We start from the raw sequence: 23,110 nt of genomic DNA, 5'->3' as shown, positions 1-23,110 counted from the left end.
CTCTGCGACGCACCTCGTCGTCGAGCCGGCCGCGGCCTATCGACGACGCAGGAGGAGAGCGGCTAGACGGTGCCGAAGAGCCGCTGCAAGCGGCGCACGCCCTCGAGGAGCGCGTCGTCGCCGAGGGCGTAGGACAGGCGGAGGTAGCCGCTCGGTCCGAAGGCCTCCCCGGGGACGGTGGCGACCTCGGCCTGCTCGAGGATGAGGTCGGCGAGCTCGAGGGAGGTCGTCGGGGTGGTGCCGTTCCACTCGCGGTTCAGCAGCCCGTTCACGTCGGGGTAGACGTAGAACGCGCCGCCGGGGGTGGGGCACTCGATCCCGTCGATCGCGTTCAGCTCGGCGACGATGGTGCGGCGGCGGCGGTCGAAGGCCAGGCGCATCTCCTCGGCCGGCTCCTGCGGGCCGGTGAGGGCGGCGATCGCGGCGCGCTGCGAGATGTTCGAGACGTTGCTCGAGAGGTGCGACTGGAGGTTCGAGGCGCCCTTGATCGCGTCGGCCGGGCCGACCATCCATCCGACGCGCCAGCCGGTCATCGCGTAGGTCTTCGCGACGCCGTTGACGAGGATCGTCCGGTCGCGCAGGGCCGGCACCGCCTCGACGATCGAGGTCGCGTGCTCGAGCGGGCTCGCGTCGTCCTGGTCGCCGGTGGAGTAGACGAGGTTCTGGTAGATCTCGTCGGCGATGATCCAGAGGCCGTGCTCCTCGGCCCACTCGCCGATCTCGCGGGTCTGCTCGGCCGAGTAGACGGCGCCGGTGGGGTTGGAGGGGGAGACGAACAGGAGCACCTTGGTGCGCTCGGTGCGCGCGGCCTCCAGCTGCTCGACCGTGACCAGGTAGCCCTGGTCGGCGCCCGCGAACACGTCCACCTGCACGCCGCCGGCGAGCTTGATCGCCTCGGGGTAGGTGGTCCAGTACGGGGTCGGCACCAGCACCTCGTCGCCGTCGTCGAGGAGGGTCTGGAAGGCCTGGTAGACGGCCTGCTTGCCGCCGTTGGTGACCACGACCTGCGAGGGGTCGACGGCCCATCCGGAGTCGCGCGCCGTCTTCTCCGCGATGGCAGCGCGGAGGTCGGGGAGGCCCGCCGCGGGGGTGTAGCGGTAGTTCCCCGGGTCGAGCACGGCGGCCGAGGCGGCCTCGACGATGTGCTCGGGAGTGAGGAAGTCGGGCTCGCCGGCGGCGTAGGAGACGACCGGGCGGCCCTGGGCCTGGAGGGCCTTCGCCTTGGCGTCGACCTTCAGAGTGGCGGACTCGGCGATGGCGGCGATGCGGGCGGAGATGCGCGTGGTGGAGGACACGACGGCCAGCGTATCCTGCGCGCACACGGGGCTCCGAGGCCCCCCGCCGCTCGGCTGGACACGCCCTTCGGGTCCACGTACACTCGTCCGAGGTAGTCGATCTCTGCCCTCATCCGCAGCGCCCGCGAGGGTCGCGGCGGTGGGGCGGCGGGTCGGTCTCCTCCTCGGATGCTCGCAACGGCATCCATAGGGCGGTGGCTCAATTGGTAGAGCAGCGGTCTCCAAAACCGCAGGTTGCAGGTTCGAGCCCTGTCCGCCCTGCACATCGATGCCCGTCGCACGCGGTCCCCGCGACGCTGCGGTCATCGGTCCAGGGCCGCCCATGACGGGCGGTCGGCCACACCGGAGGTTCCGGTGCGGGAAAGGTGCGTGCAGGTGGCCGGGAAAGCAGTCGACGAGCCGAGCGAGGACGTCGTCGCGATCGCCAATCAGCAGCGAGCCGCGCGGCGCAACCCGTTCGCGCGCATCGCCCTCTTCATCCGGCAGGTCATCGCCGAGCTGAAGAAGGTCGTGACGCCCACCCGCAAGGAGCTGGGCAACTACGTCGTGGTCGTGCTGATCTTCGTCGTCATCATGATGGCGCTGGTGTCCTTCCTCGACTGGGTGTTCGCCCTGGCCGTGACGTACGTGTTCGGCACACCCGCCGCCTGACCCGAGAGCATCCGGGCCGCGCGAGCGGAGGGTGCCGGCGACAGCGGGACGCGCCCCGAGGGGCGCGACCGATCGATCGAGAGAGAGTTGTGACGAGTGTCTGACAGAAACCGCGACGACGTCGACTGGGCGACGGCTGCCGAGCAGTCGTCGGAGGTCGAGGAGGAGCAGGAGGGCGACGTCCAGTCGCAGGCTGAGGACGCCGTCGAGCCCGCCGAGCAGGGTGCGCTGAGCATCATCGACGAGAACGAGTCCGAGGACGACCTCGCCTCCGACCTCGAGGCAGCGCTGGACGCCATCGGCTCCGTCGACGACCCCGAGGCCGACTCCGCGGTCGACGAGGCCGCGCACATCGACACCGTCGAGGAGGCCGAAGCGGCCCTCGAGGCCGTCGAGGACGAGGCCGAGGTCGCCGCCGAGGACGCCGAGGCCGCCGGTGAGGACCTCGCCGACATCGACCCGTACGAGGCCTTCCGCACCGAGCTGCGCGGCAAGCCGGGCAAGTGGTACGTCATCCACTCCTACGCCGGCTTCGAGAAGCGCGTGAAGTCCAACATCGAGAACCGCAAGGTCTCGCTCGAGGCCGAGGACTACATCTTCGAGGTCCAGGTCCCGATGGAGGACGTGGTCGAGATCAAGAACGGCCAGCGCAAGATGGTCACCCGCGTGCGCATCCCCGGCTACGTGCTGGTGCGCATGGACCTCAACGAGGACTCGTGGTCGGTCGTCCGCCACACGCCGGGCGTCACCGGCTTCGTGGGCAACGCCCACAACCCGACCCCGCTGCGCTTCGAGGAGGCCTTCACGATGCTGAAGAGCCTCGTCGAGATCAAGGACGTCGCCCCCTCGAAGACCTCCGGCGCCAAGGGCCAGAAGCAGGCCCAGCGCGTGCTGCCCGCCGAGGTCGACTTCGAGATCGGCGAGACTATCACCATCAAGGAGGGCTCGTTCGCGGGTCTTCCCGGCTCGATCAGCGAGATCAAGCCCGAGAGCGGCAAGCTCACCGTGCTCGTCTCGCTCTTCGAGCGCGAGACCCCGGTCGAGCTGTCGTTCGACCAGGTCACCAAGCTCTGACGCGTCGCCTCCGCGCCGCGTGAACGCCCCCTCCGCACGTCGGAGGGGGCGTTCGCCGTTCCGGGCGGCGCCCCCTCCGGCACCGCCCCACGCGCCCCCGGGCGTCGGCCCCTCCTCCGCCCTGTCGGGGGTGGCCCCGCTCGTGTAAGCTCGTACGGGTTTTCGTGTCGGCGCCCGCCTCTGTGCGCGCCGGACGACCCTCCTCCACCGCGATCCGGCACCGTCGGATGCGCGGGAGAGCGGCCGGGAGCCCCCGACCGCTCGAACCCTGAGAAAAGGAATCAGAATGGCCCCCAAGAAGAAGGTCACCGGCCTGATCAAGCTCCAGATCAAGGCCGGCGCGGCCAACCCCGCGCCCCCGATCGGTCCGGCGCTCGGTCAGCACGGCGTCAACATCATGGAGTTCTGCAAGGCGTACAACGCGCAGACCGAGTCGCAGCGCGGCAACGTCATCCCCGTCGAGATCACCGTCTACGAGGACCGCTCGTTCACCTTCGTGCTGAAGACCCCGCCCGCGGCGGAGCTCATCAAGAAGGCCGCCGGCGTCGCCAAGGGCTCCTCGACCCCGCACACCGTGAAGGTCGCGAAGCTCACCCAGGCGCAGGTCCGCGAGATCGCCGAGGCGAAGCAGGTCGACCTGAACGCCAACGACATCGACGCCGCCGCGAAGATCATCGCCGGCACCGCCCGCTCGATGGGCATCACGGTCGAGTAGCGCGACGCGCTGCTCGACGGCGGGAGCGACGCGCCCACCGGCGCGGACCCACCGCGGAAGCCTCGAGAACCCGACGGCGGCCCCTCAGCTGGCCGCACGCCCGGGCCGGAAGCGCCTCCGCAGGACCTCTCCGCCTCCCGCGAGCAGCAGTCACGGCCGCGATCGCGGCACCACCAGAACTCCATCACCCCCGTGGGAGAGCCCGCCAGGCTCTAGAACCACATTCTCGTTTCAAGGAGAAACAACATGGCACAGAAGTCGAAGGCCTACCGGGCCGCCGCGGCCAAGCTCGAAGAGGGCAAGTTCTACACGGCCGACGAGGCCGTCGCGCTCGCCCGCGAGACCGGTTCCGCCAAGTTCAACAGCACCGTCGAGGTCGCCCTCAAGCTCGGTGTCGACCCCCGCAAGGCCGACCAGATGGTCCGCGGCACGGTCATCCTGCCCCACGGCACGGGCAAGACCGCCCGCGTCATCGTGTTCGCGACCGGTCCGGCCGCCGAGGCCGCGCTGGCCGCCGGTGCCGACGAGGTCGGCGGCGCCGAGCTCATCGAGAAGGTCGCGGGCGGGTACACCTCGTTCGACTCCGCCGTCTCGACCCCGGAGCTCATGGGCCAGGTCGGCCGTCTCGGAAAGGTGCTCGGCCCCCGCGGCCTCATGCCCAACCCGAAGACCGGCACCGTGACCCCGGACGTGGCGAAGGCCGTGACCGAGATCAAGGGCGGCAAGATCGAGTTCCGCGTCGACAAGCACGCCAACGTGCACCTCGTCGTGGGCAAGGCCGCGTTCACCGAGGAGCAGCTCCAGGAGAACTTCAAGACCGCGCTCGACGAGATCCTCCGCCTCAAGCCGTCCTCCTCGAAGGGCCGCTACATCCAGAAGGCCGCCGTCTCGACGACCTTCGGCCCCGGCATCCCGCTGGACGTCAACGTCCTGGCCTGAGCCGAGCACGCACTGACGTGAGGAGGGGGTCCGCTTCGGCGGGCCCCCTCCTTCGTCGTCCCGGCATACTGGACCGGTGATCCGCCGCTCCGCTTCGCCGCGCCTCCCGTGACCGTCCGCCGGGCGTCTGCCGCCGACGCCGAGGCCCTGGCCGAGCTGGCCGCCGCGACCTTCCCGCTGGCCTGCCCGCCGCACACCACCGCGGAGGCGAAGGCCGAGTTCGTGCGCACCGTGCTCTCGGTCGAGCGCTTCCGCGACCACCTCGCCGATCCGCTCCGCTCGCTCCTGGTCGACGACGACTCCGGCGCGCTGACCGGCTACGCGATGCTCGTGCGCGGGGAGCCCGCCGACGCCGACGTCGTCGCGGCGATCCGGCTGCGTCCGACCGTCGAGCTCAGCAAGTTCTACCTCCTGCCCGGCCGGCACGGCTCCGGAGCGGCGGCCGCGCTGATGGCCGCGACCCTCGAGGAGGCGCGGGCACACGGTGCCGCGGGCGTCTGGCTCGGCGTCAACGAGGAGAACGCGCGCGCTCAGCGCTTCTACTCCAAGCACGGCTTCGCGGTCGTCGGCCGCAAGCGCTTCCTCGTCGGCGACCGCTGGGAGGACGACTTCGTCCTCGAGCGCTCTCTCTCCTGACCCTCCCCGCGAGACGCCGCCCGGGTACGCGACACGCTCCGCGTGGCGTACCGGAGCGGCATCTCGCCGAGGTCAGCCCTCGGAGACGGTGAGGACGATCTTGCCGCGGGTGTGGCCCGTCTCGAGCTGCTCGTGCGCCTCGCAGGCGCGGGCGAGGGGGAAGATGCCGTCGATGAAGACGCGGACGTCGCCCGACTCGAGAAGGCGCGAGACCACGCCGAGGGTCGCCCCGTCGGGAGCGACGCGGTAGGTGGAGGCGCGCACGCCCGCAGCGGCCGCCTCCTCGAAGAACCCGGGCCAGCTCCCGGTGGGCGCGTTCACGATCAGGCCCCCGGGGCGGAGGACCCTCAGCGAGCGCGAGCCCGTGTCGTCGTGGACGTTGCCGACCAGATCGATGACCACGTCGACGCCGGACAGCAGCTCGTCGAAGCGCTCGGCGGTGTGGTCGATCACCTGCGCGGCGCCGAGCTCGTGCAGCCACTGCAGGTTGCGGGTCGAGCCGGTCGCGATCACCGAGGCGCCGAAGTAGGCGGCGAACTGCACCGCGAAGTGGCCGACTCCGCCCGACCCGGCGTGGATGAGGATCCGCTGGCCCTCGTGCGCCTTGGCGAGCTCGACGACCATGCCCCAGGCGGTGAGCGCCGCGAGCGGGACGCCGGCCGCTTCGACGTGCGAGAGCGTCGACGGCTTCCGCGCGATGGAGACGCTCGGCACGCTGACGTACTCCGCGTAGGAGCCCGAGTAGCGCGGCACCATGACGAAGCCGTAGACCTCGTCGCCCGGCCGCAGCGGATGCGCCGGGTAGGGGCTCGAGACGACGACGCCCGAGAAGTCGTGGCCGAGGACCGCCGGGTAGGAGGCGATCTGCGAGGCGACCCCCTGGCCCGCCCGCGTCTTCGCGTCGAGCGGATTCACGCCGGCCGCGACCACCTTCACGGTGAACTCGGCGTTGATGGCGGAGGGTGTCGGCACGGTCGCCAGGTGCAGGGCGGAGGCGTCGCCCGGCGCGTCGATCACCGCCGCCGTCATCGTGTCGGGGAGGACGACCTCCTCCGGGATCTCGCCGATCGCGAGGCCGTGCCCGAGCGCGCTGGTGTGCATCGTCGCCTTTCCTGTCGCTGAGGCGTGCGGGTGGAGCGTGCCGAGGACGTCGCCCCCGATCCCCGCATCCGACGCCGCGACCAGTCAATCGAGGCAATGAGTCGGCGCTGTTACGGGGGTGTCACCCTCGGGAGAAGATTGGCGCGCGGAGCCGCGGGCGCCCGGTCTGGCACGATGAGGGGATGCGACGCCGACGTACCCTGCTGGTCGGCGGTGCCCTCCTTGTCCTGGCCGGGCTCGTGGTCCTCCTGGCCGCCCGGATCAGCATCGGCACCAGCCGCTGGGTCTACGTCAGCGAGATGGGCGCGCCGGACCTGCCGACGGCGGGCGCCTTCGAGGCCGCCCTTCTGCTCGTGGCGGCCGGCGGTGCGCTGATCGCCGCGGGCGCCTGGCCCGTGCGCGCCCGCCTGCTGCCCGCCCTCCGCCCGGCGGGCGCCATCCTCCTGGCGGCCGCCTGCTTCGCGCTCGCCTCGCAGGTGACCTGCACGGCGGGCTGCCCGCTGCCGGTCGGGCCGGCCTTCCGCTGGCAGGACCTCATCCACACCTCGGCCGCCGTGCTCGGCTTCGGGGCCGCCTGCGCCGCGATGCTCCAGCTGGCGACCGTGCGGGGGCGCCCTGCGGTCGCGCGGCTCTCGCTCGCCGCCGGGATCTCGGTGGCGGTCGTCGCCGGGACGGGTGGGATCCTGTCGCTCCTGCGCGTGTGGCTGCGGCTCGGCGGCACGCTCGAGTTCGTGGCGACGGCGATCGCAGTGCTCTGGCTCGCGTTCGTCGGCCTGGTGCTCGCGCTCGAGGACCTCAGCGCCGAGCGAGCCAGCCGCGGACGTGCCCGCGGATCCGGTCCTGCTGAGCGGCGAAGCCCTCGTCCCGCGACGGCACCCGCTCGCAGTCCGCATCCGGAAGAGCCCTAGCCCACGCCTCCGCGACCTCGACCGGGTGCACGGGGTCGCGCTCGGCCGCGATCACCAGGGTGCGCGCGATGACCTCGCCCAGCTCTCCGGAGTCGCGGTAGGCGGCGTTCCGCGGGATCTGGGCGAGCCGGACGGCGCGCTCGGCCGCGCGCGGGGAGCGGAACTGCAGCGTCAGCGCCTCCGCCGACGCGGGGGACACCTCGGCGGCGCGCGCGAACAGGCCCGAGGCGCGGAACATCCGCTCGCCGCGCTTCGCGCCGTGGTCGTGCAGCAGCTGCGCGATGACGGGGAACACGGTGAGGTTCTCGGGCAGCGGCTCGGCGGTGAAGGCGGGACGCACGAAGACGGCGCGGTCGATCGGCAGCACGCGTCGGACGGCGAGGCGCAGGGCGATCGCCGCGCCCATCGAGATGCCGAGCACCGTGAGCGGCTTGTGCGCGGCTCCGGAGCGCACGATCTCCTCCGTCACCTCGTCGGCGAGCGCCTCGAGGGCGAAGTCGCCGGGCGCGCCGAGCAGCTCGGAGGCGCCGTGGGCGCGGACGTCCGGAGCGATGACCTCGCTGCCGGCGGGGAGGGCGGAGCGCAGCAGCCCCAGCGGCTGGGAGCGGTCGCCGCCCAGGCCGTGCAGGAGGAGGACCGTCACCGGGCGCGCGTCCGCTCGTGCAGCTCGGCCATCAGCATCCCCGCCAGCCGCACGAGGATGTGGATCTCGTCCTCGTCGCGGTCGACCCAGCGGGAGTTCGGCTCGCCCTCGATCGGCACGAAGTCGCGGTGCTGCTCCCAGACGACGAGCGTGCGCTCGGCGCCGAGGACGTACTGCTGCCAGAAGACCTGCCGCAGGTAGTGGCGCGGGATGCTCCGCCACGGCTTCGTCGTGGTCTTGATCTCGCAGAGCTCGAGCCGGCCGTCCTCGCGGAGGCCGATGCCGTCGGGCGTGGCGAGGTGGCGCCGCTCCTGGCTCGCGTGGAAGAGGGTGCTGCTGGGCTCGATCGCGTGCTCGCTCCTCACCCAGGCGGCGATCTCGGGCTCGCGGGCGCGGCCGTGGTCGGTGAAGGCGTTGCCGCCGAAGCCGGTGCCGTAGAGCTTGTCGAGCGCTGCCTTGCCGATCGCGGCGGGGGAGGAGAGGCGGGCGACGTCGGTCGCCGTGATGCCGCGCGAGCGGGCGCGGAGCCAGGCGACGCGGTCCGAGGAGTCGGCGACGACCCTCCGGAGGTGCGGGGGCTCGGCGTCCGTGAAGACGGGCTGCGTCTCCCAGGGGAAGGAGAGCTGCAGGTCGGGCACCGATTCATTCTCTGCCCCCTGCGGCGCCCGGTCGAATCGGCACGCCGACCCGCGGCGTCTCACCGGGGCGCGACGGCTCGCGCCGGCGGCTCAGGCGTCGAGGAAGGCGTCGACGTGCGCGGGGGAGAGGAGGTGGCGCCGGACCATCAGGGCGGCGCCGCGGACGCCTCCGCCCTGGGCCGCGGCCTGCACGATGTCGAGCGCGCGGGTCGCCAGGGGGAGGGAGCGGCGGTAGACGACCTCGCGGACCCCGGCGAGGACCTCGTGGCTGGCCTGGGCGATGCTGCCGCCGACGACGATGACGGACGGATTCAGGAGGTTCACGCAGGTGGCGAGCACCTCGCCGATGTCGCGGCCGGCGGCGCGCGTGAGCTCGACGGTGGTGGGGTCCCCGCCGGTCAGCAGGGTGACGACGTCGGAGGTGCTGGCGGCGTCGATCCCGGACTCGGTCAGCCGGCGGGCGATCGCCGAGCCGCTCGCGATCGCCTCGAGGTCGGCCTCGCCGCGGTCGCCGGGGACCTGCACGTGGCCCAGGTCGCCCGCGGCTCCGAGGGCTCCGCGCTGCAGGGCGCCGCCGCTGACGATCCCGGCTCCGATGCCGGTGGAGACCTTCACGTAGAGGAGGTCGTCCACGTCGGCGTAGTGGTCGGCGTGCTCGCCGAGCGCCAGCAGGTTCACGTCGTTGTCGACGAGGACGGGTACGGGGAGGCGGCGGCCGACGAACTCCGGGATGTCGAAGCGGTCCCAGCCGGGCATGATCGGCGGCTTCACCGGGCGGCCCGTCGCGTGCTCGACGGGTCCGGGGACGCCGACGCCGACTCCCGCGAGCGGGCCGGCCGCCGGAGTCCGGCCGAGCAGGGCCGCGGCGACGTCGAGGGCGTGGCCGAGGACGGCGAGGGGGCCGTCGGCGATGGCGATGCTCTCGCGGCGGCGGGCGAGGACCGTGCCGTCGAGGTCGGTCAGGGCGACGACGGCGTGCGCGGCGCCCAGGTCGACGGCGAGGAGGCTGCGCGCCCGGGGGTCGAAGGCCACGCGGGCGGCGGGACGGCCGCCGGAGGAGGGGGCGTCGTCCTGTCGGGCGACCAGGCCGGAGGCGGTGAGGACGTCGAGCTGGGCGGAGACGGCCGCGCGCGGCAGGCCCGTCTCGGCGACCACGTCGGCCCGAGTCCGGGGAGCCCCGTCGGCCAGCAGGAGCAGCAGCTCGCCGACCGCGCTGACGGTGATGCGGCGGCGCGGGGACATGGCCAGAGTCAACCACAGCGCCCGTGCTTCTGTGCGGCGGGCGCCCGACTTGGCGGGCGCGCAGGGCTAGTTTTGCTTGTCCGTGAGCAAAAGTCCGCGTAGGGTTCGAGGCACACCTTCCGATGCGATCAGGAGCCCCACCGGTGGCCACACCCCCAGACCTCTCTGTCCAGCTGTACTCGGTGCGCGAGCCGCTCGCGGCCGATCTTCCCGCCACCCTCGACCGCCTCGCGGCGATCGGCTTCACCACGGTCGAGCTCTTCGGGTTCGTCGACCTGGCCGACGCCTACCGCGTAGCGCTCCCGGCCAGCGGACTGCGCGCTCCCAGCGCCCACGCGCGCCTCCTCGGCCCTCAGGGCGACGCCACCGTCGACGAGATCCTCGACACGGCCGCCTCGCTCGGCGTCGAGACCGTGATCGACCCCTACGTCGACCCGACCCGCTGGACCACCGCGGACGACGTCGCCCGCATCGCCGACGAGCTGAACGCGCTGGTCGACTCCGCCGCCGCCCGCGGCCTGGTGCTCGGCTACCACAACCACGCCTTCGAGTTCGAGAACCGCGTCGACGGCCGCAGCGCCTTCGAGCACCTCGCGGGCCTGCTCGACCCGCGCATGGTCCTCGAGCTCGACACCTACTGGGCGGCCGTCGGCGGCGACGACCCGGTCGAGGTGCTCGGACGCCTCGGCGACCAGGTGCGCTTCCTGCACGTGAAGGACGGCCCGATCTCGGCCGACACCCAGGAGCAGCTGCCCGCGGGCGAGGGCGCGATGGACGTCCCGGCGATCCTCGCCGCCGCTCCGCAGGCCCTGCCCGTGCTGGAGTTCGACGCCTACGCCGGCGACATCTTCGAGGGCCTGGAGTCGGCCCACCGCTACGTCTCGGGGCTCGGCGCATGAGCGGCACCGGCCGCGTGGGCGTCGGCGTCATCGGCGCCGGCAACATCAGCACCCAGTACCTGACCAACCTCACCGTCTTCCCCGACCTCGAGGTGCTCTTCGTCGCCGACATCGACCTCGAGCGGGCGAGGACCCAGGCCGAGGCCTTCGGCGTCCCCGCCTCCGGCACCGTCGAGGAGCTCCTCGCGCACGAGGGCATCGAGATCGTCGTGAACCTCACGATCCCGGCCGCGCACGTCGAGGTCGCGCGCCGCGCGGTCGAGGCGGGCAAGCACGTGTGGACCGAGAAGCCCTTCTCGCTCGACCGCGACAGCGGGATCGAGCTGCTCGCGCTGGCGAAGGACAAGGGGCTGCGCGTCGCGACCGCTCCCGACACCTTCCTGGGCGCGGGCCTCCAGACGGCGCAGCGCGTGATCGAGAGCGGAGCCATCGGCACGCCGCTCTCCGCCCTCACCCTCTTCCAGGGCCCCGGCCCCGAGTCGTGGCACCCGAACCCGGAGTTCTTCTTCGCCGAGGGCGGCGGACCGCTGCTGGACATGGGCCCGTACTACATCACCACGCTCGTGCAGAACCTCGGCCCCGTCGAGAGCGTCACCGCCGTCTCGTCCCAGGCCCGCGCCACCCGCGTCGTGGGCTCCGGCCCGAAGGAGGGCACCGAGTTCCCGGTGACCATCCCGACGCACATCGGTGGGCTGCTCCGCTTCGAGTCCGGGGCCTCGGCCCAGGGCGTGTGGAGCTTCGAGTCGAGCCTGCCGCGCACCGGCTTCGTCGAGATCAACGGCTCCGAGGGCACCCTCGTCCTCCCCGACCCGAACCAGCACGACGGAGAGATCACCCTGCACCGCCGCGGGTCCGCCGAGCCGGAGGTCATCGCGGCGACCGGCTCGACCGCCTCCCGCGGCACCGGCGTGCTCGAGCTCGCCCGTGCGATCCGGGCCGACCGCCCCGAGGCCGCCTCCGGAGACCTCGCGTACCACGTCACCGACGTGATGCTCTCGCTCCTCGAGGCCGCCGAGACCGGCGAGAAGGTCCTCGTCACGAGCTCCGTGACGCCCCGCCCCGCACTGCCCGAGAGCTGGGACCCGACCGAAGCGACCCTCTCCTGATGCCCGCGCCCCTGCGCGTCGGCGTGCTCGGCGGCGGCTTCATGGCGGCCGTGCACAGCCGCGCGGCCCGCAGCGCCGGAGCGGTGCTCGCCGGAGTCGCCTCCTCCACCCCGGAGAAGGGCGAGCGGGCGGCGGCCGAGCTCGGCGTCGAGCGTGCCTACCCGGACGCCCGGGCCCTGATCGAGGACGAGAGCATCGACCTCGTGCACGTCTGCACCCCGAACGCCACGCACGCCGCACTCGCGCTCGCGGCGATCGAGGCGGGCAAGCACGTGGTGTGCGAGAAGCCGCTCGCCGCGACGCTGCGGGAGGCGGAGTCGCTCGCTGCGGCCGCATCCTCCGCCGGCGTGGTGGCGACCGTCCCGTTCGCCTACCGCTTCCACCCGATGGTGCGCGAGGCCCGTGCCCGCGTCGCCTCCGGCGAGACCGGCCGCCTGGTCACCGTCCGCGGGAGCTACCTCCAGGACTGGCTGCTGGGCGCCTCCGACGACAACTGGCGCGTCGACCCGGCCGCCGGCGGCCGCTCGCGCGCCTTCGGCGACATCGGCTCGCACCTGGTCGACCTGCTGGAGTTCGTCACCGGCGACCGGATCGACTCACTCGCCGCGATCACGAGCACCGTCCACGCCGAGCGCGGCGGCCGCCCGGTGAGCACCGAGGACGTGGCCGGCCTGATCGTCCGGCTCGAGGGCGGCGCCGTCGGCACGCTCCTCGTCTCGCAGGTCACCGCGGGCCACCGCAACGAGCTGGTGCTCGAGGTGTCCGGGCTGGAGGAGTCGCTGCGCTTCGAGCAGGAGCTCCCCGAGACGCTGTGGGTCGGCCGGCGCGACAGCGCCCTGCTGGTGCCGCGCGACGCCTCGATCCTCGCGCCCGATGCGGCCCGGCTCTCGATCGTGCCGAGCGGTCATCCGATGGGCTACCAGGACGCCTTCACGGCGTTCGCCCGCGACACCTACGCCGCCGTGGCGGGCGCCGACGTGGAGGGTCTGCCGACCTTCGCCGACGGCCTCCGCGCGGCGCGCATCACCGAGGCCGTGCTCGACGCGGCCGAGACAGGCGCCTGGGTGACCGTGCCCGCCGCCGACGACCGGACGGAGATCGCCGCATGAGCGACGAGAAGACCTACCCCGCCACCCACCCCGTGACGCTGTTCACCGGCCAGTGGGCCGATCTGCCCTTCGAGGAGGTCGCCCGACTCGCCGCCGAGTGGGGCTACGACGGACTCGAGATCGCGGCCTCGGGCGACCATCTCGACCTCAAGCGCGCGGACGAGGACGACGCCTACGCCGCCTCGCGCCTGGAGATCCTCGACCGCTACGGCCTCGAGGTCTTCGCCATCTCGAACCACCTCACCGGCCAGGCCGTCTGCGACGACCCGATCGACTTCCGCCACAAGGCACTCGTGCGCGACTACACCTGGGGCGACGGCGACGCGGAGGGGGTGCGTCAGCGCGCCGCCGAGGACATGAAGCGCTCGGCGCGGGTCGCCCGCAAGCTCGGCGTGGACGTGGTCGTCGGCTTCACCGGCTCGAAGATCTGGCCCTACGTGGCGCAGTTCCCGCCGGTGCCGGCCTCCGTGATCGACGAAGGGTACGAGGACTTCGCGACCCGCTGGAACCCGATCCTCGACGAGTTCGACGCGAACGGCGTGGTCTACGCGCACGAGGTGCACCCGTCCGAGATCGCCTACGACTACTGGTCGAGCGTGCGCACCCTCGAGGCGATCGGGCACCGCCCGGCCTTCGGCTTCAACTGGGACCCGTCGCACATGATGTGGCAGGACATCGACCCGGTCGGCTTCATCGTCGACTTCAAGGACCGGATCTACCACGTCGACTGCAAGGACACCCGCCTGCGCCCGAAGAACGGCCGCGCCGGCGTGCTCGGGTCGCACCTGCCCTGGGGCGACCCGCGCCGCGGCTGGGACTTCGTCTCGACGGGGCACGGCGACGTCCCGTGGGAGGACGCGTTCCGCGCGCTGGAGTCGATCGGCTACTCCGGCCCGATCTCCATCGAGTGGGAGGACGCCGGGATGGACCGCCTCCACGGCGCGAAGGAGGCCGTCGGCTTCATCCGCTCGCTGCTCTGGAGGACCCCGACCGCGTCGTTCGACGCCGCGTTCTCGAACCAGTAGCCGCGCGGCTCCCCTCGGCGGGATCCCGCTCCGGTCCGCAGGCCACGTCGCCCGCGCCGGATCGGGGTCCCGCAGGCGGGAGAGCGGTCAGTCGGCGGCCTTGGCGGCGCGCTCGGACTTGATGCGGGCCTGCTCGCGGCGGACCTCCGCGTAGCGGTTCTGCTCGACGCGCAGCCACTCGGGGACCTCGTCGAGCAGGGCCTGGATCTCGGGAGTGGTCAGCGCCTCGGTGACGCCGCCGCGGGCGAGCCCCGAGATGGAGACGTTCAGCCGGGAGGCGATGACGGAGCGCGGGTGCGGCCCCTCCTCACGGAGCTGCACGAGCCAGGCGGGCGGGTTCGCGGCGAGCTCGTCGTACTGCTCGCGCGTGATCGCCGACTCCTGGAACTCCTCCGGGGTCGCGGGCAGGTAGACCTGCAGCTTCTTCGCCGCGGTCGCAGCCTTCATCGTCTGTGTCGCCTTGGCCATGCGGCAACCCTACCGGCGCGGCGCGGACCACCTACCCTGAGGGGATGAGCGAGCAGCCCGAGACCGTCGACCCGCAGGCCGCTCCCGAGGCGGAGGGGCGTCCGGAGGGCGAGGCGGACGCGGCGGCGGACGACGCGTCGGCCGGATCGGGTGCAGTCGGCGCCGGAGCCGAGTCGGACGACACGGACGGCGCCTCCGAGGACGGCGACTCCGACGACCTCGACTCCGACCACCTCGACTCCGCCGACCTCGACGCCGAGGACAGCGACGCCGGGGACAGCGATGTCGACGACGCCGCCGACTCCGACGACGCCGACTCCGACGCCGAGGACGCCGTCCCCGCCGGCCCCGTGCTCGCCGTCGCCCTCGTGCCCGGCGTCACCCCCACCAAGTGGACCCGCGTCTGGGGCCAGCGCCGCTCCGATCTCCCGCTGCGCATCACCGTCGTCGCCGAGCGCGATCAGGAGCAGGCGCTGCTCGACGGCCGCGCGCAGCTGTCGTTCGTCCGCGGCGACGTCTCCTCCTCCGCCCTCAGCTCCATCCACCTCTACGACGAGCAGCCCGTCGCCGTCGTCGGCCGCGAGCACGTCCTGGCCGCCGCGGAGGAGCTCGACGTCGCCGAGCTCGCCGGCGAGCATCTCCTCCAGGATCCGGAGGACGTGCCGGAGTGGGCCGCGGTCGCCGAGGAGCTCGCGGACGGCTCGCGGCGCCCGCTGCCGCGCATGGCCGGCCTCGACGACGCGGTCGAGCAGGTCGCGGCCGGAGTGGGCGTGCTGATCGTGCCGCAGTCGGTGGCGCGCGTGCACAGCCGCAAGGACGTCACCGCGGTGCCGGTGACCGGCGTCGCTCCCTCCTCCGTCCGCCTCGCCTGGGTGACGGACGACAAGGGCGACGACGTCGAGGACTTCATCGGAGTCGTCCGCGGCCGCAGCGCGAACACCACGCGCGGAACCGCCGCGACGCCGAAGGTCGAGTCGCGGGCGAAGGCCGCCAAGGCGAAGGCGCGGGAGGCGCGCGAGAAGGCGGAGAGGGCCGGCGGCGGCAAGAAGAAGCCGGCCCGCGCCAAGGCGTCCGCGCCGGCGGTGCGGCGCACCCGCAAGCCCCGCGGCCGCTGACCGTGGCCGACGACGCCGGCTGGTCGCTCCGCCCCGCCACCGCGGAGGACGCCGCAGCGATCGCCGAGCTGCGCGCGGTCGTCATGCGCCCGTCGCTCGAGACGCTCGACCGCTACGACGAGCACCGCGTGCGGCACCGCTTCCTCGACGGCTACCGGCCCGAGCTCACCCGGGTGATCGAGCTCGACGGCGCCTTCGCCGGGAGCATCGCCGCGCGGGTCGAGCCGGACGCGGTCTGGATCGAGCACTTCTACCTGGCGCCGCACGCACAGGGACGCGGAGTCGGCGGCGCCGTCCTGCGTCGGGTGATGGCGGAGGAGGCGCGGCCGGGTCTGCCCTTCCGGCTCGACGTGCTGAAGCGCAGCGACGCCCGCCGCCTCTACGAGCGGCACGGCTTCCTGTTCGAGCGTGCTCTGGAGTGGGACGACATCCTCGTCGCGCCGCCTGTCTCCTGACCCCTGATCGGGGAGGACGACGGGGCGCGGGCCGCCGCTAGCATGAGCGCGATCCCCTCCGCCGGGTCGGCCGCAGGGCGACCTCCTCCTGGAAGCAGGCACTCCGCCGTGTCCCCGCTCGTTCTGAGGTCCGCCGCCTCCGCGGTCCTCGTCGCCGCCCTGGCGATCACCTCCAGCCCGCTCGCCTCCGCCGCATCGGCGGCCGCGCCGTCGGCCGCCCCCGTCGCCGCATTCGGCGCCGCCTCCGACGCGCCCCGCTCGATCGTGCTCCCCGAGGGGCAGCCTCTCTGGCAGCCCAGCGCCGAGTCCCCCCTGCCCGCCGTGCCGGACGAGGCGCCGAGCGCCGCCCGTGCGAGCGCTGCGGCGTCGATCAGCGGCCGTGTCGTGGTCGAGGAGGCCGACGGCTCGATCGCGACCACCACTCCCCGCGGCGCCCTCCTGAACGTCGAGGTCTGGTCGAGCGAGGCGGGGCTCCTCGGGAACCACTCCGTCGCCGGCGACCTCACCTTCAGCATCGACGGGCTCACCGCCGGGCAGACCTACTACCTGCTGATCAAGGACGACGCCGACCTGTACGCCGACCTCTGGTCCGGCGGCAGCGCCGTCGCCCGCAGCGCCGAGCCGCTTCAGGCCCCGGCGGCCGGCGTGCAGCTGCGCACCGCACGGCTGGGGTCGCTCGAGGGACGCCTGAGCGGCGTCGCGGGCGACCAGCGCGTCGACATCTGGTACCGCGACCCGGGAACCGACGGCTACTTCCGCACCGGCGAGCTCGACCTGATCACGGGCGGCGACAACCCGTACTCGTTCCAGCAGGTCGTCCCCGGCGACTACCTCGTCCGGGCGTCGAGCCGCGACGACGTGATCGACGACAGCTACTGGGACCACGTCCTCCGCTCGGGCGACGCGGGCGACGTGCGCGTCCCGGTGGGCGGATCGGCCGCCGGGATCGACCTCTCGCTGAGCAGCGACTACCAGCAGTACACCGGCCGCCTCGCCGGATCGGACCGCTACGCGACCTCGGTGGAGGCGACGGGCTACTTCTCCCCGGGCATCCCGGTGCTCTACGTGGCCAGCGGGGCGAACTGGCCGGATGCGCTGAGCGCCGGCCCGGCCGCCGCCGCCCTCGGAGGCGCGCTCCTGCTCACCGATCCCGACCGCCTGCCTCGGGTCGTCTCCGACGAGATCCGCCGCCTCCGCCCGGAGCGGGTCGTGGTCGTCGGCAGCGAGCTGAGCGTGAGCCCCGGGGTCCTGTCCGAGATCCGCTCGATCGTCGGCGGCACCGAGCGGATCGGCGGGACGGACCGCTACGACACCTCCCGCCGGATCGTCGCAGACGCCTTCGGCAGCGGCCCCTACTCGAACATGTTCGTCGCGACCGGCACGAACTTCCCCGACGCCCTGTCGGCCGCGCCGATCGCCGGCTGGCGTGCGCAGCCCGTGCTGCTGGTCGACGGTGCGACCTCGGGCGCCGACTCCGCGACCGCGACCGCGGTGCGCGATCTGGCGCCGGAGCACGTGGAGTTCCTCGGCGGCGACCCCTCGATCCGGGACGCGTACGTGGCGGACTTCGAGCGTCGCGGCCTCGCCCCCTCGGTCTCGAGGATCGCCGGCCGCGACCGCTACGAGACCAGCGTCGAGCTGAACAGCGCCTACCCCCAGTCGCTGCTGCAGGACAGCGTCTTCCTCGCCGCGGGGTCCTCCTTCGCCGACGCCCTCTCGGGAGCGACGACGGCGGCGGCCCTGGGCTCGTCCGTGCTGCTGACCGAGCGCGACTGCGTGCACGACTCGACGCTGCGCTTCCTGGCCTCCAACTCGAAGAACTACGCGTTCCTGCTCGGCGGGGAGCCGACGCTCACCGAGGACGTGGCGAACCTCCGCAACTGCGAGTACGACTTCTGACGACGCGTGCTCCCGGGGTCCGGGGCTAGGGTGCGAGCATGCCCACGAGCGATGAGACCTGGACCCTGGCCGAGCACGACGTACCGGTGTACCGCAGCGGTGAGGGCGGCCGCGCGCTGATCCTGATCCACGAGGTCTGGGGGGTCGACGGGCACATCCGCTCGGTCGCCGACCGCTACGCGGCCGAGGGCTACAGCGTCGTCGCCCCCGAGCTCCTGGCCGACAGCGGCCTGCTCGAGCAGCTCGACGAGGAGCAGCGCGCCGACTACGACCACCCGGTGCGGCGCCTGCCGCGCCAGGTCGAGCTGCGCACCTTCTTCGCCCCCGTCTTCACTCCGGAGCACGCGACGCGCACCGTCGCGATCCTCCGCGCCCTCGTCGAGCGGCTCCTGCGCCAGGAGGGCGCGACCAGCGTCTCCGTCACCGGGTTCTGCTACGGCGGCACCTTCTCGTGGGCGCTCGCGCTGGCCGAGCCGCGGCTGGCGGCGGCCGTGCCGTTCTACGGGCACGTCACCGCGTCCGCCGAGGAGCTCGGGGCGCTGCAGGTGCCGGTGCTGGCGTTCCTGGGCGATCAGGACGCTCCCCTCGTCGAACAGGTGCCGCGCATCCGCGAGGCGACCGAGGGCAAGGACGTCGAGGTCGTCGTCTACCCGGGAGCGGGCCACGCCTTCTTCAACGACGCGAACGAGCAGACCTACCAGGCCGAGGCGGCGACCGACGCCTGGCCGCGGGCGCTCGCCTTCCTCGGAGCGCACGCGGGCTGAGCGGGCTGAGCGGGCTGTGCGGGATCAGCGGGTGAGGATCCACGCCACCAGGTAGCTGCGCGAGTCGGCGCTGTCGATCGAGGAGTCCGGCAGGCGCTCCGCCCGCGCGAGAGCCGCGGCCGGGTCGCTGGTCGCCTGCAGCATCAGCACGTAGTCGGTGAGCGGCGCGCCTGGGGCTCCGGCCACGAGCTCGTCGACCCGCGAGGGGTCGGGGAGGAACGCGGTCGACGGCGGCATCGGGATCAGCTCGATCCCCAGCAGCGCCGAGGGTGTCGCGTCGAAGAAGGTGGCGTAGTCGCGCTTGCCGCCCCAGTTGATCGCGACGAACGGCGCTTCGAAGCCGACCGGCGTCTCCGGGCTCAGCCAGAGGTCTGCGGCCGCCTGCGTCTCGAGGGAGAGCAGCCAGCGCGCCTCCTCGAGCAGCGGCGCGTTCCCGGAGGCGGCGGCCCAGAGGGCGAGGCCGTTCCAGGCGTTGACCGCCTCGGACACCGACTCCTGGTCGTTGCCGTCCCGGGCCGGCGCGAGCCCCGAGGCCCAGGAGTGGCCGCGGTACGCGTCGAACACGCGCAGCCGCGGGAACTCGGCGGTGTCGACGGGAGAGGCGAGATCCAGGGCGAGCAGGTCCGCGACGGTCCGGTACCGCTCGAGGAGGGACGGGTCCTCGGCGGCCAGCATCCCGACGGCGGAGAGCAGGTAGCCGTAGTGGAAGTGGTGGTCGTTGAACGCGTCGGACCCGAACGACGGCGCGGAGCCGACGACGCCTCCGAGCACGGGGTCGTAGACGACGCACTTCACGGCACCCGGTGCGCAGCCGCGCGGGTCGAGCCACTGGTCGAGCTCGGCGGCGATCCGGTCGTGCAGGTCGGCCGCCACCTCCTCCAGGCCGAGGTCGACGGCGAGACGGTGCAGAGCAGCGGCGCGGTAGAGCTCCTTGCCGGCTCCGTAGGTGTCGGGCGCGGCGAAGCGGGTGGCCGCGGCGTCGAGTGGCACCTGCGTCCGGAGCGTCGTCTTCTCCTCGGCCGTGAGGGAGCCGAGATCGAGCGCCCCCGACTCGACGATAGTGGGGGCGGCGCGGGAGAACGACGTTCCCGCACGGAGCCCCACCCGGCCGTAGAGCGTGTCGTAGCCGATCGCCCCCTCGGCCCCGAGGCCGAAGAACGTCTCGGCGCCGCCCTCGGTCCGCAGCGCGTAGGTCGTGGTGGTGGTGCTCGCCGTGACGTCGTGGGAGACGCTCGCGCCCTCGAGGGGCACTGCACGACGCCGAAGCTCGTCGATCCGCGCCCTGCTCGCTCCCGGAGGCACCGCGAAGAGGAGCAGCGTGCCGTCCAGCGTCATCCGGGGGAACGTATCGAGGGCGGCGGCGGGCGCCACCAGCCCGTACCGCTGTCCGCCCGCGGTGACCAGGAGCAGGCCGCCGGCCGCGCGCTCGGGAGCGGTGGCGCCTCCGATCAGCACAGTCTGGGCGCTCTCGGTCCGGTAGGAGGCGTAGGGCCAGCCCTCGGCTGCGACGAGCTCACCGGCACCCGCGAGGCTCCAGTGCGCGACGAGGTCGTCGAACGCGGAGAGCGCCACCGCGCTCGAGGGGACCGTCACGGTGAGATCGTCCCGGGCGAGGGCGTAGACGGTCCGCGGAGCCGCCTCCACGATCGGGAGGCCCACGGTGAAGCCGTCGGCGCGCGGCGTGACGGTGAGGATCCCTGAGTAGAGCGGGAGATCCTCCCCGAACACCGGTCCGGACACCCACGAGTTCGTCGGCGGCCGCACCCCTTCGGCGAGCCGCGCCGTCCCCGCGTAGGGGCCGGGGACCTGCGGCAGCTCCCGCGCGTGCACGGACGCTGCCACGGCCCAGTCGGACGCGGAGCCGTCGGACGTGCATCCGGTGAGGCCTGCGATCGCGAGGGCGAGAGCGAGGGCCGCCCCCGCCCCGCGCCTCACCGCGCGAATCCGCCCGGCGTGAAGAGCCTGCCGAGCTGGGCGACCAGCCAGCCGCCGAAGCCGTCGCCGTCGTCGCGGAGCCGCACCTCCGCCGCGACGGGAGCTCCGACCACGGTGTAGTCCTGCGTCGTGATCTCGTCGGTGCGCGCGCGGATGACGGTCGTCGCCCGCCCCTCGTGGAACCGCTCCACCTCGACGTCGTAGATCTCGGCGTCGACGGTCGTCCCGTCCGGCATCGCCACGGCGACGGTGCCGCCGATCGGGACCCGCGAGTAGTCCCGGGCGCCGAGCACGAACTCGCTCTCGAGGTGGATCGAGTCCGAGATCGCGACGACCGCGATCATCTGGTCCTCCTCGACGAAGGAGCCGATCTCGGCGTCGACCGATGTGACCACGCCGTCCAGCGCCGCCGTGAAGACCATCAGGCCGCCCTCCTCGATCCGGTAGCCGACATCGGCGCTGGTGAACGTCTTCGTCTGCATGTCGGACTCGAGGACGGTGCTCTGCAGGCTGAAGAGCACGTCGCCCTTCTCCACCGCGTCGCCGCGGGAGATCGTGAGGTCCTGGATCGTGCCCGCGTAGGGCGTCCCCAGCGAGTACTCGTCGGTGACGAGCTGAGCGCTCGCCGCCCGCACGGTGAGCGAGGAGTTGTTCGCGTAGACCAGGCCGGCGGCGGCGACGCCGAGCGCGAGGGCGCACGAGGCGAGGAAGCCGAGCCAGCGCAGCGCGGTCATGCCGCACCGACGGCGAGTCCGTGGCGTCCCGCGGCGGCGGGGCCGCTCGGAGCGACCACCTCGGCCCGGGCGGCGCGCTTCAGGAGGACGTGCTCGCGCGCCGCGATCACCGCGAACGCTCCGAGCGTGAGGGTGTTCAGGACGTTCCAGGCGAGCGCCACCGAGTACTCCGCGGTCCACTCCGCCTTGAGGAAGCCGACGACGGAGGTCGCGGCCAGGAACACCAGGAAGACCATCTGCACCTTGATGAAGTTGAAGGGCGAGGCGGCCTGCCCGGTCGCGCCCGTCGAGGTCCAGGCCGGCTTCCGGCCCGCGAGAGCGAGGAAGAACGCCTTCGTGTACATCGGGAAGGTGACGGTCGACAGCAGCAGCGTCTCCCACCGGAACGAGCCGATGATGAACAGCGCGAGCCCGATCTGCAGCACGTAGAACCCGCAGTAGAAGAGGATCCACTCGACGAGCGGCACCTCCAGGCTGACCGGCGTGATGTTCAGGTAGATCTGCAGCGGGGGCAGCACGATCAGGCCCAGCGGCACGATCCCGGTGAAGTAGAACGTGACGGTCATGAAGTACTGCACGCGCTGGTCGGTCGTGAGCCGGCGCTTCGGCGAGAACGGGTTGTGCTTGAGCAGGATCTCGAACCCGCCGACGGCCCAGCGGACCTGCTGGCGGACGAAGGCCTCGATCGTCTCGGGCGTGCGCCCGACCGCGAGGGTCATCGGCACGAAGATCGAGCGCCAGCCGCGCTCGTGCACGAAGATCGACGTCCAGATGTCCTCGGACTGCGAGCCCTCGTACATCCCGCCGATGTCGTCGAGGGCCTTGCGGCGGAAGACGGCGTTGGTGCCCACGCAGAAGGCGGAGTTGTACTTGTTCTTGCCCGGCTGGGTGAGGGCGTAGAAGACGATCTGCATGTAGGCGGAGCCGCGCGAGATGAAGTTGTGCGCGTTCCCGTAGACCTGCGGGGCCTGCACGAAGGCGACGTCGTCGTGGGCGAAGAAGGGGAGAGTCTCCTCCAGGAACTCCGGCACGGTCACGAAGTCGGCGTCGATCATCACGGCGAAGTCCGAGTCGGTCAGACGGAGCGCGTGGTTCACGTTGCCGGCCTTGGCACCCGCGCGGTCCTCGCGCACCACGTAGCGGACGCCCAGGCGCTCGGCGATCGCGGCGACCTGCGGGTCGTCCCCGTCGTCGAGGAGCCACGTCACGTGGGTGCCGCGCATGTCGCGGGCCGCACGGGCCGTCTCCTCGATGATCGCGGGGTCCTCCCTGTAGGTCGTGATGAAGACGTCGACGGTGATGCGGCGGCGGCCGAGGTAGAGGTCCTCGCCGATCGGGATGCCGTCGACCGGGCTCCCGTAGAGCGTCGCTCGAGCGGAGTGGAAGGCGGAGTCGCGCGGGTCGTAGGTGCTCGACAGGGCGGTCCACATCGTGAGCGCGGCCTGGCCGATCAGGTCCAGCTCGCAGATGATGACGATGGCGAACGGGAGGGGGTCGCCGATGTTGCGCGGGTTGAGCAGGAAGGCGCCGTAGAGCAGAGCGCCGGCGCCGGAGAGGAGCACGATCATGATGAGCGAGGGCGACTGCTGCTTGGCGCGGCTGGTGACGGCACGGGGGCTGGCGACGCGTTGCTGGCGCGTCAGGAGCGGGCGGATCTCGGGTGGAGCGGTCGATCCTGCAGGGCCTCGCCGCCGGGCTCACCGACGAGGCGCTCGCGGCACGGCTGGACCTCAGCGTGCGCACCTGCCGTCGGCACATC

23 protein-coding genes and 1 tRNA gene are annotated in these 23,110 nt (G+C 72.8%); 15 read left to right on the top strand and 9 right to left on the bottom strand.

Going from position 1 to position 23,110, the window contains the following annotated elements:
• Positions 1–62 precede the first annotated feature (62 nt).
• Entirely contained in the window at positions 63–1,304 is a 1,242-nt protein-coding gene (locus C5C99_RS01285) for a pyridoxal phosphate-dependent aminotransferase (RefSeq protein WP_374953262.1), read from the bottom strand.
• Positions 1,305–1,483: 179 nt separating this feature from the next.
• Between C5C99_RS01285 and C5C99_RS01280 the strand changes: the two genes are divergently transcribed.
• The 6 genes from C5C99_RS01280 (at position 1,484) to C5C99_RS01255 (ending at position 5,310) form a co-directional block, all read left to right on the top strand.
• Positions 1,484–1,556 (top strand) — tRNA-Trp (locus C5C99_RS01280).
• 114 nt (positions 1,557–1,670) lie between these two features.
• Positions 1,671–1,946: a preprotein translocase subunit SecE gene (secE, locus tag C5C99_RS01275; protein ID WP_068208793.1), complete on the top strand. Its 276-nt coding sequence runs from the start codon at positions 1,671–1,673 to the stop codon at positions 1,944–1,946.
• A gap of 96 nt (positions 1,947–2,042) precedes the next feature.
• On the top strand, positions 2,043–3,020 hold the full coding sequence (gene nusG, locus C5C99_RS01270) for a transcription termination/antitermination protein NusG (protein ID WP_104234235.1): 978 nt from the start codon (positions 2,043–2,045) through the stop codon (positions 3,018–3,020).
• A 286-nt stretch (positions 3,021–3,306) separates the two neighbouring features.
• Complete coding sequence (rplK, locus tag C5C99_RS01265) at positions 3,307–3,735, top strand: 50S ribosomal protein L11 (RefSeq protein ID WP_104223632.1); 429 nt, start codon at positions 3,307–3,309, stop codon at positions 3,733–3,735.
• 246 nt (positions 3,736–3,981) lie between these two features.
• Entirely contained in the window at positions 3,982–4,674 is a 693-nt protein-coding gene (rplA, locus tag C5C99_RS01260) for a 50S ribosomal protein L1 (RefSeq protein WP_104223633.1), read from the top strand.
• Positions 4,675–4,782: 108 nt separating this feature from the next.
• Complete coding sequence (locus C5C99_RS01255; RefSeq protein ID WP_104292415.1) at positions 4,783–5,310, top strand: GNAT family N-acetyltransferase; 528 nt, start codon at positions 4,783–4,785, stop codon at positions 5,308–5,310.
• Positions 5,311–5,382: 72 nt separating this feature from the next.
• Here the strand turns inward: C5C99_RS01255 and C5C99_RS01250 are convergent, their stop codons facing one another.
• Positions 5,383–6,411 carry an NADP-dependent oxidoreductase gene (locus C5C99_RS01250; protein WP_374952914.1) on the bottom strand — a complete coding sequence of 343 codons (1,029 nt, stop codon included), beginning with the start codon at positions 6,409–6,411 and terminating at the stop codon, positions 5,383–5,385.
• Between the two features lie 182 nt (positions 6,412–6,593).
• On the opposite strand from C5C99_RS01250, the gene C5C99_RS01245 reads away from it, so the two are divergent.
• Positions 6,594–7,319 (top strand): DUF998 domain-containing protein, encoded by a 726-nt coding sequence (locus tag C5C99_RS01245; protein ID WP_104223635.1) that lies wholly within the window; start codon positions 6,594–6,596, stop codon positions 7,317–7,319.
• Here C5C99_RS01245 and C5C99_RS01240 read toward each other — a convergent pair.
• From C5C99_RS01240 to C5C99_RS01230, 3 genes are all read right to left on the bottom strand, one after another.
• Positions 7,207–7,962 (bottom strand): alpha/beta fold hydrolase, encoded by a 756-nt coding sequence (locus C5C99_RS01240; protein ID WP_181074521.1) that lies wholly within the window; start codon positions 7,960–7,962, stop codon positions 7,207–7,209. The genes C5C99_RS01245 and C5C99_RS01240 overlap by 113 nt on opposite strands.
• A complete protein-coding gene (locus C5C99_RS01235; protein ID WP_104223661.1) occupies positions 7,959–8,591 on the bottom strand; it encodes a YqaJ viral recombinase family protein in 633 nt (210 codons plus the stop codon). Before C5C99_RS01235 ends, C5C99_RS01240 begins: the two co-directional genes overlap by 4 nt.
• 99 nt (positions 8,592–8,690) lie before the next feature.
• A complete protein-coding gene (locus tag C5C99_RS01230; RefSeq protein ID WP_104223637.1) occupies positions 8,691–9,842 on the bottom strand; it encodes an ROK family transcriptional regulator in 1,152 nt (383 codons plus the stop codon).
• Positions 9,843–9,985: 143 nt separating this feature from the next.
• On the opposite strand from C5C99_RS01230, the gene C5C99_RS01225 reads away from it, so the two are divergent.
• The 4 genes from C5C99_RS01225 to C5C99_RS01210 are packed head-to-tail and all read left to right on the top strand — an operon-like array spanning position 9,986 to position 13,981.
• A complete protein-coding gene (locus C5C99_RS01225) occupies positions 9,986–10,741 on the top strand; it encodes a sugar phosphate isomerase/epimerase (protein WP_258063586.1) in 756 nt (251 codons plus the stop codon).
• Positions 10,738–11,847, top strand: a complete 1,110-nt coding sequence (locus C5C99_RS01220; RefSeq protein WP_104223639.1) for a Gfo/Idh/MocA family protein — start codon at positions 10,738–10,740, stop codon at positions 11,845–11,847. The genes C5C99_RS01225 and C5C99_RS01220 overlap by 4 nt, the downstream gene beginning before the upstream one ends.
• Positions 11,847–12,956: a Gfo/Idh/MocA family protein gene (locus C5C99_RS01215; RefSeq protein WP_104223640.1), complete on the top strand. Its 1,110-nt coding sequence runs from the start codon at positions 11,847–11,849 to the stop codon at positions 12,954–12,956. Before C5C99_RS01220 ends, C5C99_RS01215 begins: the two co-directional genes overlap by 1 nt.
• Positions 12,953–13,981 carry a sugar phosphate isomerase/epimerase gene (locus C5C99_RS01210; protein ID WP_167299019.1) on the top strand — a complete coding sequence of 343 codons (1,029 nt, stop codon included), beginning with the start codon at positions 12,953–12,955 and terminating at the stop codon, positions 13,979–13,981. The genes C5C99_RS01215 and C5C99_RS01210 overlap by 4 nt, the downstream gene beginning before the upstream one ends.
• An 87-nt stretch (positions 13,982–14,068) precedes the next feature.
• On the opposite strand, the gene C5C99_RS01205 is transcribed toward C5C99_RS01210, so the two are convergent.
• Positions 14,069–14,449, bottom strand: coding sequence for a DUF5997 family protein (locus tag C5C99_RS01205; RefSeq protein ID WP_104223641.1), 381 nt, complete (start codon positions 14,447–14,449; stop codon positions 14,069–14,071).
• A gap of 44 nt (positions 14,450–14,493) precedes the next feature.
• Here C5C99_RS01205 and C5C99_RS01200 point away from each other — a divergent pair, with 44 nt between their 5' ends.
• The 4 genes from C5C99_RS01200 (at position 14,494) to C5C99_RS01185 (ending at position 18,682) form a co-directional block, all read left to right on the top strand.
• Complete coding sequence (locus C5C99_RS01200) at positions 14,494–15,564, top strand: LysR substrate-binding domain-containing protein (protein ID WP_104339468.1); 1,071 nt, start codon at positions 14,494–14,496, stop codon at positions 15,562–15,564.
• 2 nt (positions 15,565–15,566) lie between these two features.
• A complete protein-coding gene (locus tag C5C99_RS01195) occupies positions 15,567–16,019 on the top strand; it encodes a GNAT family N-acetyltransferase (protein WP_258063585.1) in 453 nt (150 codons plus the stop codon).
• A 108-nt stretch (positions 16,020–16,127) separates the two neighbouring features.
• On the top strand, positions 16,128–17,918 hold the full coding sequence (locus tag C5C99_RS01190) for a cell wall-binding repeat-containing protein (protein WP_104339467.1): 1,791 nt from the start codon (positions 16,128–16,130) through the stop codon (positions 17,916–17,918).
• A gap of 38 nt (positions 17,919–17,956) precedes the next feature.
• The gene (locus C5C99_RS01185) at positions 17,957–18,682 is read left to right on the top strand and encodes a dienelactone hydrolase family protein (RefSeq protein WP_104223644.1); all 726 of its coding nucleotides are present in this window, start codon (positions 17,957–17,959) and stop codon (positions 18,680–18,682) included.
• A gap of 24 nt (positions 18,683–18,706) precedes the next feature.
• Here C5C99_RS01185 and C5C99_RS01180 read toward each other — a convergent pair whose 3' ends face one another.
• The 3 genes from C5C99_RS01180 to C5C99_RS01170 are packed head-to-tail and all read right to left on the bottom strand — an operon-like array spanning position 18,707 to position 22,919.
• Complete coding sequence (locus C5C99_RS01180) at positions 18,707–20,617, bottom strand: glycosyl hydrolase (protein ID WP_104339466.1); 1,911 nt, start codon at positions 20,615–20,617, stop codon at positions 18,707–18,709.
• Positions 20,614–21,351 carry a biotin/lipoyl-binding protein gene (locus tag C5C99_RS16965; protein ID WP_104247768.1) on the bottom strand — a complete coding sequence of 246 codons (738 nt, stop codon included), beginning with the start codon at positions 21,349–21,351 and terminating at the stop codon, positions 20,614–20,616. The genes C5C99_RS01180 and C5C99_RS16965 overlap by 4 nt, the downstream gene beginning before the upstream one ends.
• Entirely contained in the window at positions 21,348–22,919 is a 1,572-nt protein-coding gene (locus C5C99_RS01170; RefSeq protein WP_104339465.1) for a glycosyltransferase family 2 protein, read from the bottom strand. The genes C5C99_RS16965 and C5C99_RS01170 overlap by 4 nt, the downstream gene beginning before the upstream one ends.
• Positions 22,920–23,110 lie beyond the last annotated feature (191 nt).

It is taken from the genome of Rathayibacter sp. AY1C4 (assembly GCF_002932195.1).
GTDB lineage: Bacteria > Actinomycetota > Actinomycetes > Actinomycetales > Microbacteriaceae > Rathayibacter.
The sequence above is the reverse complement of the archived record's forward strand: the minus strand, read 5'-3'. Positions and strand labels throughout refer to the sequence as shown.